Annotated in this window: 12 protein-coding genes and 1 other annotated feature; of the genes, 4 read left to right on the plus strand and 8 right to left on the minus strand. The window is 37.1% G+C overall.

Annotated elements, in window-relative coordinates; all coding sequences use genetic code 11:
• The first annotated feature begins 13 nt into the window (after nucleotides 1–13).
• From MHB55_RS17220 to plsY, 3 genes are all read left to right on the plus strand, one after another.
• The gene (locus tag MHB55_RS17220; protein ID WP_151112875.1) at nucleotides 14–412 is read left to right on the plus strand and encodes a hypothetical protein; all 399 of its coding nucleotides are present in this window, start codon (nucleotides 14–16) and stop codon (nucleotides 410–412) included.
• 156 nt (nucleotides 413–568) lie between these two features.
• Complete coding sequence (locus MHB55_RS17225) at nucleotides 569–1,570, plus strand: DUF2268 domain-containing protein (protein WP_340863713.1); 1,002 nt, start codon at nucleotides 569–571, stop codon at nucleotides 1,568–1,570.
• A gap of 127 nt (nucleotides 1,571–1,697) precedes the next feature.
• Nucleotides 1,698–2,276 (plus strand): glycerol-3-phosphate 1-O-acyltransferase PlsY, encoded by a 579-nt coding sequence (gene plsY / locus MHB55_RS17230; RefSeq protein ID WP_340863714.1) that lies wholly within the window; start codon nucleotides 1,698–1,700, stop codon nucleotides 2,274–2,276.
• A 629-nt stretch (nucleotides 2,277–2,905) separates the two neighbouring features.
• Here plsY and serA read toward each other — a convergent pair.
• Both serA and MHB55_RS17240 read right to left on the minus strand, forming a co-directional pair.
• Nucleotides 2,906–4,492, minus strand: a complete 1,587-nt coding sequence (serA, locus tag MHB55_RS17235) for a phosphoglycerate dehydrogenase (RefSeq protein ID WP_340863715.1) — start codon at nucleotides 4,490–4,492, stop codon at nucleotides 2,906–2,908.
• Between the two features lie 38 nt (nucleotides 4,493–4,530).
• On the minus strand, nucleotides 4,531–5,679 hold the full coding sequence (locus MHB55_RS17240; protein ID WP_340863716.1) for a pyridoxal-phosphate-dependent aminotransferase family protein: 1,149 nt from the start codon (nucleotides 5,677–5,679) through the stop codon (nucleotides 4,531–4,533).
• Between the two features lie 57 nt (nucleotides 5,680–5,736).
• Nucleotides 5,737–5,962: a binding site (T-box leader), on the minus strand.
• 370 nt (nucleotides 5,963–6,332) lie between these two features.
• Between MHB55_RS17240 and MHB55_RS17245 the strand changes: the two genes are divergently transcribed.
• Nucleotides 6,333–7,700 (plus strand): aspartate kinase, encoded by a 1,368-nt coding sequence (locus MHB55_RS17245; RefSeq protein WP_340863717.1) that lies wholly within the window; start codon nucleotides 6,333–6,335, stop codon nucleotides 7,698–7,700.
• 100 nt (nucleotides 7,701–7,800) lie between these two features.
• Here the strand turns inward: MHB55_RS17245 and MHB55_RS17250 are convergent, their stop codons facing one another.
• The 6 genes from MHB55_RS17250 to MHB55_RS17275 form a co-directional block, all read right to left on the minus strand.
• On the minus strand, nucleotides 7,801–8,244 hold the full coding sequence (locus MHB55_RS17250; RefSeq protein WP_144541207.1) for an SRPBCC family protein: 444 nt from the start codon (nucleotides 8,242–8,244) through the stop codon (nucleotides 7,801–7,803).
• A gap of 11 nt (nucleotides 8,245–8,255) precedes the next feature.
• Nucleotides 8,256–9,218: a GNAT family N-acetyltransferase gene (locus MHB55_RS17255; protein WP_225321637.1), complete on the minus strand. Its 963-nt coding sequence runs from the start codon at nucleotides 9,216–9,218 to the stop codon at nucleotides 8,256–8,258.
• A 502-nt stretch (nucleotides 9,219–9,720) separates the two neighbouring features.
• Nucleotides 9,721–10,995, minus strand: coding sequence for an MDR family MFS transporter (locus MHB55_RS17260; protein ID WP_144541211.1), 1,275 nt, complete (start codon nucleotides 10,993–10,995; stop codon nucleotides 9,721–9,723).
• Between the two features lie 211 nt (nucleotides 10,996–11,206).
• Nucleotides 11,207–11,524 carry a YbjQ family protein gene (locus MHB55_RS17265; RefSeq protein WP_144541213.1) on the minus strand — a complete coding sequence of 106 codons (318 nt, stop codon included), beginning with the start codon at nucleotides 11,522–11,524 and terminating at the stop codon, nucleotides 11,207–11,209.
• A 77-nt stretch (nucleotides 11,525–11,601) separates the two neighbouring features.
• Complete coding sequence (locus MHB55_RS17270) at nucleotides 11,602–12,882, minus strand: nucleobase:cation symporter-2 family protein (protein ID WP_191697738.1); 1,281 nt, start codon at nucleotides 12,880–12,882, stop codon at nucleotides 11,602–11,604.
• Nucleotides 12,875–13,465 carry a xanthine phosphoribosyltransferase gene (locus MHB55_RS17275; protein ID WP_144541217.1) on the minus strand — a complete coding sequence of 197 codons (591 nt, stop codon included), beginning with the start codon at nucleotides 13,463–13,465 and terminating at the stop codon, nucleotides 12,875–12,877. Before MHB55_RS17275 ends, MHB55_RS17270 begins: the two co-directional genes overlap by 8 nt.
• Nucleotides 13,466–13,568: the final 103 nt, after the last annotated feature.

The following is a 13,568-nucleotide window of genomic DNA, read 5'->3' on the forward strand; positions in this document are numbered from 1 at the left end:
AGGTGGAATTATTATGATAGAAAAGAGCAATCGAAATATATGGATAGAAGCCGAAGAGTGGGAATCTAAAGAATGGGATGTTGAGGATGTAAATACTGATGTCAAAGTGACTCTTCCAGACCGTTCTGTTTGGATGGCAACATTTTTCACATACAAAAACATTCAGTCACTAAGAGAGAAAAATGAACAGACAGGCGAATGTATGAATGGAACATACTTTCAAGCAAGCGATATGGTTCTAATTGATATTGCAACTAGAGAACGAATTGTTGAAGTCATTGATTACCTTACCGATAGTGGTGAGTTTGAATCAGTTTTTACTAAGTACCCAAATGTAGATGCTGAAGAGGACCATTTGTATACAGAGGGTTTCTTTAAAAGTAGTAATGAAGAAACATCCTTATTGAACTAACGGTGCAGTTTAGTTCAATAAGAAGGTTTTATTGCGATTGTATTGAATAAGTTAATGTATGTAAATATTTGGCCACGAGGAGCGGTTTAGTGGAAGAAGAGTATCAATGATATATAAATCCTTTTCTGTATCTTAGAAAAGGACATGGGGGATAGAATGGGACGTTTGATAAAATTATCAAATTTACTGTTACTTGTTTTTTTTATACCGGGTTGTATAGATGGTGAAGAACAAAACAAAGGAATACAGGAAAAGAAACATGAGATAGTGGATGATAAAAATACTTCTATGGAAACTACTTACCATTTTTCATATAAAGGACAGGAGTTTAAAATTATTTCATTTTTCGATGAAGTGATGGAATACGCAACAACAATTAGTGAGAATCCTGAGCTTGATAAAAAATCTATCTATACAAAGTATGTATTAGTACCGTTTAAGGAGCAATCTTCTATTAATGATATAACATTAGGCGACCCGCTTTCACCATCTTTGGAAATAGAACAGTTAAAAAAAAATACGAATGAGCTACTTGAAAATCAAGAACAAATTAATAAGTGGATAGAGGAAGCCATATTGAAATCGGCAGAACTGTTATCAGGTAAAGATACAAATATTTATATTTTTCCAGTTAATCCTGAGGAATGGCATCTCATTAATACAGGGGGAGGATTGAGTGGGATGACATTTTCTGAAAGTGATTTTTTGCTTATGATTGACCCATCCGTTTCAGAAGAAACCGTAAAGTATGCGGTGGCTCACGAGTATCATCATACGGTTAATATTTTGCATAATAGTGTACCAATCGAGTATAACATTTTAGATTTAACCATGCAGGAAGGTAAAGCAGATTCCTTTGCAAGTATTGTATACCCTGAAACAAAAGTCATTTGGAAAGAGCCATTATCTAATGATGGAGAGGCTAAGGTGTTAGAAGAATTAAGCGTATATGGCAAATCTATGGATTTTATTATTTACGATAAATTGGTTTATGGCAATAAACGTAAAGATATTCCGAGATTCTCGAATTACAAAATAGGTTATCTAATCACTGAAAGTTACATTGAAAATAATCCAGATATTTCTATTTTGGAATGGACAAAAAAGGGTGCCAAGGAAATCGTTGCGGGTAGTAAATATAGTGCTTTGCTCCAGTAAGAATTGATATATTGTAAGGTGAAAATTATTTTGAACTAACGCAGCAGGTAATGTAAGATGGATTGCAGGAAATCATGTGCAATAAATAGAAATACTTACTTAACAAACTATGTAAGGAGATAACACTTTGAACATTTTAACTTTGATTCTAAGTTATTTAATTGGTTCAATCTCTTTTGCTTTAGTAATCGGCAAAATATTTTATAAGAAAGATATTCGTGATTACGGTAGTGGTAATCTTGGTGCAACTAATGCTTATAGAGTTTTAGGCATAAAAGCAGGAGTAATTGTTGCAATTGCTGATATATTAAAAGGTACATTTGCTTGTTTACTTCCCCTAATACTTGGTTCTACAGTTAACCCTATTGTATCTGGTTTATTAGCCATATTAGGGCACATATTTTCTGTTTTTGCTAGTTTTAAAGGAGGAAAGGCTGTTGCGACAGCAACTGGAGTTTTTTTGTTTTTGATTCCTTCAGGTGTTTTTGTTGGTTTTGTTGTTTTTGTGTTAACTTTGCTATTTACTAAATATGTATCACTAAGTTCAATGTTGGCTAGTATAGCATTATTCATTTACAGTCTTATATTTGAAGATAAAGTTATGATAGCACTTTCTCTACTAATAAGCTTATCAATAATCATTCTGCATAGACAAAATATAAAGAGAATTGTAAATGGAACAGAAAACAAAATAGTTGAAAATTAGTGTTTACTTGTTAAGCTAACGGGTGTTTTAATTTAATATTCGCTTTCCAAAATTAATGTAATTACATAGGATTTTAAAGTTAATACCATAACATTGGGTTACCAACTATAATGTCACTAGACATTTTGAAACAATACGCCAATGATTTGCTAGAAGCTTGTCTAAATAGTCATTTATACTAATCTCCTAATGTATTGGTTCGTAATTTATTATTCATGAATGAATTCATACTACTTCTTCCCTTACTTCGCACTCCATGATTGGAGCAGCAGGCGGCGACTCCGGTGGGATCAGGGAGACAGATAAGCCATCACTAACGACGCGTAAGCGACGGTGATGGCTTATCGCTCACCCCACGGAAAGCGTCCGACTAAAGCGGAAATCTACCATTTATTGTTTATACATATCATATAAAATGTAGTGGATCGATTCTCATAATCATGTAATTTATTCATGAATGAATTCACACTACTTCTTCCCTTACTTCGCACTCCATGATTGGAGCAGCAGGCGGCGACTCCGGTGGGATCAGGGAGACAGATAAGCCATCACTAACGACGCGTAAGCGACGGTGATGGCTTATCGCTCACCCCACGGAAAGCGTCCGACTAAAGCGGAAATCTACCATCTTACAAATCAATTGGAGTTGCATCATATATATCTGCTAGTGCTTTTAATTTCTCAATTCCCTTAACTTCTACATGTTTGTCAATAGTAAGCATCATGATTGCATCTCCACCGACCTCTGAGCGTCCAACCTGCATAGTTGCAATGTTGATACCTTCCTCTGCAAGCAGCATACCTACACGTCCAATTGCACCAGGCTGGTCTTTATGACGGATAAACAATAAATACCCAGCAGGCACAACATCTACGATGAAATCATCTACACGAACGATACGTCCACCAAGTCCATTTAATAATGTACCAGAAACTTTTCTTGACCCTGTAGCCGTTTTCACTTCTACAGTAATGAGACTAGTAAATCCTTTTGATTTTGGAGTTTTTAATTCATTTACTGTTATTCCTAGCCGATCCGCAAGGAACTTAGCGTTTACGTCATTAACAGATTCACCTAGTTTGCTTTTCAACAGACCTTTTACCGCATTGCGTGATAATGGTCGCGCATCAAAATTAGCGAGCTCTCCAGCATAAGTAATATTTATTTCTTCTGGAGGTCCTTCAATTAAGTCGCTGAGAAATGAGCCCAGCTGTTCAGTAAGATTGAAGTATGGCTCAATTTTTGCTAATACGTCTTTCGGTACAGAGGACAAGTTAACTGGATTTTTGACTATTCCTTCTGTTAAAAAGCTTACTACATCATATGACACGTCTATTGCTACAATTTCTTGTGCTTCTACTGTACTCGCACCTAAGTGAGGAGTAGCGATGACCTGTGGCAATGTTAAAAGTTTATGTTCTACGAATGGTTCTTCTTCAAACACGTCTAGTGCTGCTCCGGCAACTTTGCCTGACAAAATTGCATCGTATAAAGCCTCTTCATCAATAATTCCTCCACGAGCACAGTTGATGATTTGTACACCATCTTTCATTTTTGCAAATGCATCTTTATTAATGAGATGGCGTGTTTCTTTTAGTAATGGAGTATGTATGGTGATAAAATCAGCCGCTTTAATTACATCCTCAACCGTACCAAATTGCACACCTAGCTTTTCTGCTTTTTCGGGAGTTAAGAAAGGGTCATAAGCAATTACATTCATTCGTTGACCTTTCGCACGAACCGCAACCTCTTGACCGATTCTACCAAATCCAACGACACCTAATGTTTTGTTCTTTACCTCTACCCCAATATAAGTTTTACGATCCCATTTCTTATTTTTCAATGAATGGAATGCTTGTGGAATCTTACGGGCAAGAGACATTAACATTGCAATAGTATGCTCAGCTGCAGAGTTTGTGTTGCCATCTGGTGCATTAACTACAATAATTCCGCGCTCAGTTGCTGCCGGTAGATCAATATTGTCTACACCCACCCCTGCGCGACCAATAATTTTTAGATTTGTTGCTTTTTCAATGATTTCACGGGTAACCTGAGTTTGACTACGTACAAGCAACGCATCGAATTCACCAATTTTTTCTGCTAGTTGATTGGGAGTTAAGTCTGTATCTACTACTATATTAAAGCCATCTGCTTCTCTTAATGGAAAAATACCATCCTCACTAAGTGGGTCACTGATTAAAATATTGTATGCCATGATCTTCTTCTCCTTTATCTTTGAAATGATTAAGTCGTTTATTGAGCCAAATAGACTTGCTGTGCTGCCGCTGTACCTTTTCCAAGCTCGATATTCTTACCTAGTTTCTTAAGAGCTACCTCAATTGCACTAATGATTTGTAACTGGTCTGCTGGAGAGCAATATCCCATATGCCCAATGCGGAAAATCTTGCCGGTTAAATGCTGCTGACCTCCTGCTATAGAAATAGCAAATTCTTTTTTCAGAATCTTACGGAACTCCTCTGCATCAAAATCTTCCGGTTGAACCGCAGTAACTGTTGGAGAAGCATCTTCATCTGAAGTCAATAAAGGTATGTCTAATGCTTTGAAAGCAGCGCGTGTCATATCCTTCATTAGTGCATGTCGAGAATATACATTGTTTAGCCCCTCTGCTTCTAATAAACTTAAAACTTGCTCCAGCCCAAATAACAATGACAAAGCAGGTGTAAACGGTGTAGTATCTTTCAATAAATTATCTCTATATTTTTTTAAGTTTAAATAAAATCTAGGCTGATCGTTTTCTTCAATGACTTTCCAAGCTTTTTCGCTAGCAGCTACAAAGGTTAATCCTGCTGGAAGCATGAATGCCTTTTGAGAACCAGTTACCATTACATCGATTCCCCACTCATCCATTCTTGTTTCTACTCCTGCCACACAAGAAACTCCATCTACAACTATTAATGCATCTGAAACCTCTTGAACTGCTAAGGCTAGCTTATCAATTGGATTTAATACTCCAGTAGATGTCTCGCAATAAGTTGAAAAGACGACTTTTATTTCTGCATGCCCTGCTAGAAAAGCCTTTATTTCTTCTGGGTCTAACGCCTTTCCCCATTCAACATTCAATACGTGAACTTTAATGTTAAACGCTTCGCATATTTTAGTGAAACGATCTCCAAAGGCACCTGTTACGACAACAAGCACTTCCTCTCCTGGCTTCACGACATTTACAACTGCCGTTTCTAGTCCAGCTGTTCCACTCCCTGCAATAATGGCGACTTCTTGAGTCGTGCCAAAAACTTTTTTCAAGCCTGGAGCAATTTTCTTAAGCATATCCGAGGTTTCCTTGCCCCGGTGACCAATCATTGATTGGTTCATAGCCTTTTGCACACTTGGTGGAATTGGACTAGGTCCTGGAATACGTAAAATGGTTTGATCTTGAAGCATAATTTTTCTCCTCCTTATTTTAAAAAACAAAAAAGCCCTTCGTCCCCTACATAAAATGTAAGGGGCGAAGAGCTAAAAAACTCACGCGGTACCACCCAAATTTACTGCAAACGTTCTGCAGCCTCTTAGTTCATATGCTTAACGCGCATTCACGGATGAGCCTACTTTCTTCAGTTCACCGATTCAAGAGTGCTACTCCACATACGAAATCACTGATTTGCACCAACCATCAGCTCTCTGTAGATTTACAAAATGCAAAGCTTATCTCTGTCAAAATCGTTTAACGCTTATTGAATTAAACCTATCATACTTAGGTTGTTTTCAGTTGTCAATATAGTTTGAAAACTTGGAAACGCTATCATTTTTTTACAACGCTTATAAACCTTGATATAAAGCTATTTTCAAAAATAAAAAAATATTTAATCATTCGTATTTATATTTTTTTTTGTGTTGTAACTTTGACATTGTTAGTAAAACGCAACCAAAACACGAACTATATTAAGTTTAAAAAATTAATCATACATATTATGAGTGATTATTTTAAAGAAATTAAGCCTTACATATTGACGTATAAGTTTAAAATTTGTACACTGTATAAAATCATTTGTTTTTTCCATAAATACAAACAAACATAAAAGTAAGGATTTGATGAGATGATCGTAAGTAAATTTGGAGGCACTTCAGTAGCTAGCGCAGAACAAATTAAAAAGGTCGCTAGCATCATAAAAGCTGATTCCAAAAGAAAATATGTAGTGGTTTCTGCTCCTGGCAAACGTTTCGAACAAGATCTGAAGGTGACAGACTTATTGATTAACCTTGCCTACGCAGCTTTAAATGGAGAAAATACAGAGCAATGCCTACACGCTGTAATAGACCGGTATAAGGAAATTGCGTTAGGGCTGAACTTAGAATTGCTCATTTGTGATGTGATTGAGAAGGATTTGCAATCCAGGCTTTCTATGGATCATTCAAATAAGGAATTATTTGTAGACTCTATTAAAGCCAGTGGAGAGGACAATAATGCGAAGCTAATTTCTACTTATTTCACTAGTATCGGGATCCCAGCAAGATATATGTGTCCTAAATCAGCAGGATTGGTGATTAATGACTTTCCTGAACGGGCGATTGCCTTGCCAGAAGCTTACGAAAATCTTCAAAATAACTTACAAAATACAGCAGAAGTAATTGTTTTCCCAGGATTTTTTGGCTACACGAAGGATGGATTGCTCCGTACATTTGAAAGAGGTGGTTCAGATATAACCGGATCAATTTTAGCTGCATCCGTAAAAGCGGAACTTTATGAGAATTTCACAGACGTAGATTCTGTTTTTTGCGCCAACCCTAAGGTAGTGAACTGTCCAGTTGAAATCGAGGAAATTACATATCGCGAAATGCGCGAGCTTTCTTATGCTGGATTCTCTGTGTTTCATGACGAGGCATTAATGCCTGTTTATAAGGCTAAAATTCCCGTTTGCATTAAGAATACGAACAATCCATCGGCACCTGGTACGAAAATTGTTTCTTCCCGAAAAGTTAATCGTCGCCCGATTACTGGAATTTCCGCAGACAGTGGATTTTCTATTCTATATGTAAGTAAATATTTGATGAACCGGGAAATTGGTTTTGGGCGTAAGCTACTACAAATTTTAGAGGAAGAGCATATTTCCTATGAGCATACTCCTTCTGGGTTAGATGATATATCGGTTATCTTCCGAAGCCACCAACTGACACCTGAAAAAGAAAATAGAATCATAAAAAGGGTTACGGAGGAGCTGCATGCAGAGGATGCTCACTTCCGTCACGAGTTTTCCATGATTGTAATAGTTGGAGAAGGAATGAACAATAGTACAGGACTTGCTGCTAGAGCTGCTACTGCAATCGCTAGTACTGGTGCTAATATCGAAATGATCAATCAAGGATCATCGGAGGTCAGCCTTTCCTTTGGCGTTCATCAAAGCAATGAAAACAAAATTCTTCAAGAGTTATATCAGGAATTTTTTGCATCTGTAACAATAGGATAATTATTAAAATGACATCCGGTGAGCGTAGACAAAGTCTTAGTTTCAACATTGTCTACGCTTAAGCTTTGCTTTTAAATAAAGGTGTTCAAATAATTAATCCTTACAAATCTTCCTTGTATACAATTCCCTCTTCCAAATATATTTTAAGAAGCGTCATGGCCTCTCCCCATCCCACCGCACAGTTAATGCATGCTTTTATATCCTTGTCTGAATTGGAATAGCCCACTTCTTTCAACATAATAAGTGTTCCTTTTTGATACGGTTCTAATTTAAATTCCACGGTCGTGACCAACTCGCCCGGAGACCACTGGAAAACAAAGGATTCGTCCCTAACAGCTCTCAAAATTCTACCGCCATCCTCTAGTTCCAGCTTTTCCTGACCAAATCCATCCCATTTTAAGCGAATTTCCCCCGTGCCGTCTTGCTCCATATGAAGAGAAGTTTGATTGGTGAACCAAGCGTTCCAACCTTCTGCAGTTGAAAGAGTTTTATATACTTTATCTATACTTGCTTTGATATACGTTTGATGGTTAATTTCTGGCATCGCTTCTTCTCCTATAATGATTGTAATTGGGCAAGACCAACATGCTTTTCGTAGGAAATAATGGTCATTTTTTCGTTGAGAACCTTTTGTTTACCATTTCGAACATAGCCCATCTTTTCATATAAATAACAATTTCTTTCTTCTTGAAGAATTGTATCAAGCTCCCAGCTGTTAATCTCTGGATAAATCATTTCTAGACGTTTCATCACGTTCTGAGCCAGCCCTCTTCCCTGATAACTATCTAAAATATTAATCATATGTAATCGCATGATATTTGGCGCTGTTTTGTACACATGTACACTACCAGCTAATTTACCAGCCTCTAAAATCTTATAAAATGTCCCTTGAAGTAGGCGCTCATTGAATCTTTCAAAGCTTTGCAATGCAGGGGTTGTTTGATGATCCTCATATTTTGTATAAAGTGGTAAGAAAACTTGTTTTTGAAGTTCATATAGTTCTTCAGCATCTTCCATCTTTGCTTTTCTCAAGGAAATTTTCGATTCAATTATTTCAAAGACATTTTCTAATATGTGATAAGCGATAAACTCTCCTCGGTTAACCATTTCTCTAATTTCCTCTATAGTTGCCCATTTGGCATCTGCCACTTCCTCGTATTGAAGCATTAAATCCTCTATCTTCACGTTCTTTCTTATTAGGTAATTGTCATCAAAGCCTCTAGGAAATTTGACCGTAAATAAAATATCTGCCTGCTCCAGATCTATATCAATTCCTAGCTCTTCCTTTGTTTCTCGCACTGCTGCAATTTCAGTAGTTTCTCCTGTCAAAACTGAGCCTGCAGCTGCGCAATCCCACATATTCGGCCATCCCTTTTTCCATGGCTGACGTTTTTGAATCAAAAGCTGATCTTCATCATTCATAATCCAAACATGGACTACTTCATGAAATGTACCCTCCTCCATTTCTTCACCTCGAATATGAGTCATCCCTGTTCTCTCTCTAAAATTATTTAGCATGTCCCAAACTTCCATATTCCCACCAACCTTGTTATAGTTTAGAATAGTTTATCACAATTTTGTTGACCATCAATAACAAATATGATATATTATAGGTTGTTAACAATTTAGGTAGGACATAAAAGAGAAATCTGGCATTCTACTAACGTGTTTTTGAACATACTTATTCACACTGGAGCGACTATAGGGTCGCAAGGACGTAAAAGCAGGAAGGGTTTACGTTGCTTAGGTTAGAAGACAACCAGTGGAACAATTTACCGCGGCATTGAAAGCTTAAGTCTTTCATGGAAATTATTCCCCGAACATTCGGGATGAAATTTAAAAATTCAAAGATTATGTTTTACCTCATACAAAATCAAGGGCTGGTCTCCAATGGAGACCAGCCCTTGTCCAATTTATCGGAAAATGAAAAAGAGAGAGCGAAAAGCCCTCTCCTTCTCTTACATATTAGTGAAGGCTTATCTTCCTCGCTCTTACCACTATATAACAAGTACCCTTCAACTTAATTATTTTTCGCTTGTCTTTTATAATATTCCTTGAACGTAAGCAGATATATGAACCCACTAAGCAGTGCCAGTACTGCTAGTATAACAAACGTCCAAGTGAAACCGATCCAAGTAACAAGTGGTAAAACAAGCGGGGCAATTGTTCTGCCTATTGTGTATCGTAAGCTAGCTGCCGCAAAGTATTGACCCCGCATATCCTCTGGTGCAAGCTTTGATACAAAGCTTTCCTGCAATCCTACTGTAGCTAGTTCTCCTAATGTAAACACAGCCATAGCAAACAGGAAAACCCAGAAGTTAGCAGTCATTGGGAAGATGAGCATAGCAATAGCATATAAGAGCGACGAAAAAAAGAATACCTTGTGTTCTGGATATTTCGTCATCCAACGAGTTACAAACACCGTGAAAATGACTACTAATAAGCCGTTTTCAGATAACAGAATACCGAAAGAACCTTCTCCAGTAATTGTCCATTCCCTGCCAAATAAATTACCAAGAACCTGGACATCAATGGCATCCTTCATATAAACAGGAATAAGCATATCTAGCTGCATATACGTCTGCGCTAGCAAAATCCCAGCTATTATAAATAGGAAAAACACTTTGTCCTTTACTATCAATCCGTATGCCTTCACTTGGTTGAGCACTACTTGAACCCAGCCGTTTCCGCCACTTTCTTTTAACTGTTGTTTTACCTCATCTGGTAATGTTTCCTCCGTCAGAAAACGTAATGCTAAGCCTACTAAACAGAAGAGAATACCTGATACTAAAAGCAATAAGAAGCGATGATTAAAGAATAGGACTGCCCCTACTATCGGTCCAATTACGACAGATATATTAATAGATGTATAGAATACGGAAAAAACCGTACTGCGATCCTTTTCTGGCACAACATCAGCAACAATTGCTTGACTTGCCGGGTGATAAAATGAACCACACATACCTGCGATAGTGAAGGCTACGAAGCTAAGTGTCGGTGATTCATACCAAGGTGAATTGGCGAAGGCAAATAAAATAAAAGCAAAACCTTCTGCGGTTGCAGAAAAAAATAACATCGTCCTTCTACCAAATCGGTCCGCACAATAACCACCGATTAAATTAGCACCAACGGAAAATATTTGGGATATGACAAGCAGCAATCCTGCCATACTTGCCCCAAACTCATCCGCAAAGTATATAGCTAAAAACGGAAAGACCATCCAAAAGCTTAAATTACTAAAAAATTCACCAAATAAACGAACCTGTAAACTACGATTCCAATCTCTAATTCTCATGATGTTTACCTCTCAAATTATAAATTAAACGCTATCTCCCATATTATTTCGACATACGGAATAGATTTTTATATAGTTCTATAGTATTTTAAAAAATATAGCAGACTATATTCTATTAAGTTTGATCTGATTTTATTAGGAAGAAAGAACTCGGCAAAAATAAAAAAGTCATAAACCCTAGGATGGGTTTACGACTTTTGACTGTAACCAATTAGTCTCTGTATGTAACGGCAGTTCCAGTTGCCACACACATCATCATGCCCTCACGGATTGTTTCAAAATCAAGATCTACACCAATTACAGCATTAGCTCCAAACTTGCTAGCAAGGGTCTTCATGTCCTCTATTGCAATTTCACGACCTTGGGATAATTTATTTTCATAGGCAGAGCTTCTACCTCCAACAATATCTGTAACTGAGGCAAAGAGATCTCGTACGACATTTGCTCCCATAATGGCCTCTCCAGACACTATGCCATGATACGTTTCAATTGTTTTTCCTTCAATAGTAGGCGTTGTAGTGACTAACATAAATACTCCTCCAATACATGTTGTTATTTTTATCATACAGCATTATTGGAGGAGAAGCATTGATTATTCTGAATCTATTATATTTTCTTTCTAGTAGGGATCATATTAAATAATATATTCAATACGATAGCTGTGAAGCTTCCTGCCACAATTCCGTTACTCGTCAAAATTTGCACACTGTCAGGTAAGGACACAAATAAGTCAGGTACTACCGTAACTCCTAAGCCGATACCTATTGAACATGCAATAATCATTGCATTATCAGGTGATTCTGAGTCTGCAATAATAGTACTTAGCATCTTAATTCCTTGAGAAACAATCATACCAAACATGGCAATCATAGCCCCTCCTAATACTGCCTCTGGAATAATGGTAGTAAGGGAAGAAATCTTAGGTATAAATCCTAGGAATATTAGCATCCCACCCGCGATGTAAATAATTTTACGTGTTTTAACACCAGAGATTTGCATAAGCCCAACATTTTGTGAAAATGTAGTATATGGAAACGAGTTAAAGATACCGCCTAGTAAAACAGCAATTCCTTCAGCACGATACCCTTTAGTTAAGTCTTCCTTTTGAATTTTTTTATTTAGCATATCCCCTAGAGCAAAATATACCCCAGTTGACTCTACTAATGAAACAATAGCTACTAATGTCATGGTAATAATAGGAGACCACTCAAAAGTCGGCATCCCAAAATATAATGGCTGGATCATATGGAACACATCAGCTTCTTTTACCGCAGTAAAGTCTAAAATACCCATAAAATAAGCAGCAACTGTTCCTCCAATAATACCTATTAATATAGAAATAGCTTTTATAAAACCAGTAGAGAAACGGTATAACAATACAATAAATATTAATGTACCAAATGATAATAGAACGTTTTGAATGGAACCGAAATCCTCTGCCCCATCGCCACCACCCATGTTGTTAATAGCTACAGGGATTAGGGTGATTCCTATAATAGTTACTACTGAACCAGTTACTACTGGTGGGAAGAACCTAACTAGCTTACCAAAAAAGCCGCTGATTAAAATAACAACTATTCCGGAAACAATAATAGCACCATAAATAGAAGATATTCCGTATTCTTCTCCAATTGCAATCATTGGTCCTACTGCAGTAAATGTACATCCTAGCACGACTGGCAAACCAATACCGAAAAATCGATTGCTCATAACTTGCAAAATGGTCGCGACACCAGACATTAGAATGTCAATGGCAACTAAATATGTTAATTCCTCTGAACTAAGACCAAGAGCTCCCCCTACGATTAGCGGAACAATTACTGCTCCTGCATACATAGCAAGCACATGCTGTAAGCCAAGTGTAGTATTTTTAAATATATTATTCATATGTAGGTGTTCCTTCTAGAAATTCTACAGTTCCATTTTCCAAGGATTTAATGATAGCAAGAGATTCTACACGAATACCTTTTTCACGAATTAGTTTTCCCCCTGGTTGGAATCCTTTTTCAATCACAATTCCAACACCAGCTGTAGTTGCTCCAGCCTGATCAATAATCTCAAGCAATCCGAGAACTGCTTGTCCATTAGCAAGGAAGTCATCGATGATTAACACGACGTCACCCTCTTGAAGAAAATCCTTAGATACCGAAATATCGCTTGTCACATTTTTAGTAAAGGAATGAACTTTAGACGTAAGCAAATTTCCGGAAAGGGTCACAGACTTACTTTTCCTTGCAAAAACAACAGAAACACCAAGCTCTAAACCTGCAAACATAGAAGGAGCAATCCCTGAAGACTCAATCGTTAAAATTTTTGTTATTCCAGCTTCTGCAAATCGGTCTGCTATCTCTTCTCCTATAGCTTTAATAATTACAGGATCAATTTGATGATTTAAAAATGCATCCACCTTTAAAACATCTTTCGATAAAACCTTACCTTCTTCTACAATTTTATCCTTTAATAATTTCACTGGAATTCCTTCTTTCCTTATATTTGGGATACAAAAAAACTCGAATGACAAAGCTCCATCCTTACGAGTGGAGCAATGTCATTCGAGTTATTAATCGAATAAT

Origin of the sequence: Psychrobacillus sp. FSL K6-1267 (assembly GCF_038003265.1) — a bacterium.
Taxonomy (GTDB): Bacteria; Bacillota; Bacilli; order Bacillales_A; family Planococcaceae; genus Psychrobacillus; species Psychrobacillus faecigallinarum.

What these genes read in the sequence shown, in the direction of transcription:
- MHB55_RS17220 (WP_151112875.1), top strand. Translation starts at nt 14, where the DNA reads ATGATAGAAAAGAGCAATCGAAATATATGGATAGAAGCCGAAGAGTGG.
- MHB55_RS17225 (WP_340863713.1), top strand. Translation starts at nt 569, where the DNA reads ATGGGACGTTTGATAAAATTATCAAATTTACTGTTACTTGTTTTTTTT.
- serA (WP_340863715.1), bottom strand. Translation starts at nt 4,492, where the DNA reads ATGGCATACAATATTTTAATCAGTGACCCACTTAGTGAGGATGGTATT.
- MHB55_RS17240 (WP_340863716.1), bottom strand. Translation starts at nt 5,679, where the DNA reads ATGCTTCAAGATCAAACCATTTTACGTATTCCAGGACCTAGTCCAATT.
- MHB55_RS17245 (WP_340863717.1), top strand. Translation starts at nt 6,333, where the DNA reads ATGATCGTAAGTAAATTTGGAGGCACTTCAGTAGCTAGCGCAGAACAA.
- MHB55_RS17250 (WP_144541207.1), bottom strand. Translation starts at nt 8,244, where the DNA reads ATGCCAGAAATTAACCATCAAACGTATATCAAAGCAAGTATAGATAAA.
- MHB55_RS17255 (WP_225321637.1), bottom strand. Translation starts at nt 9,218, where the DNA reads ATGCTAAATAATTTTAGAGAGAGAACAGGGATGACTCATATTCGAGGT.
- MHB55_RS17260 (WP_144541211.1), bottom strand. Translation starts at nt 10,995, where the DNA reads ATGAGAATTAGAGATTGGAATCGTAGTTTACAGGTTCGTTTATTTGGT.
- MHB55_RS17265 (WP_144541213.1), bottom strand. Translation starts at nt 11,524, where the DNA reads ATGTTAGTCACTACAACGCCTACTATTGAAGGAAAAACAATTGAAACG.
- MHB55_RS17270 (WP_191697738.1), bottom strand. Translation starts at nt 12,882, where the DNA reads ATGAATAATATATTTAAAAATACTACACTTGGCTTACAGCATGTGCTT.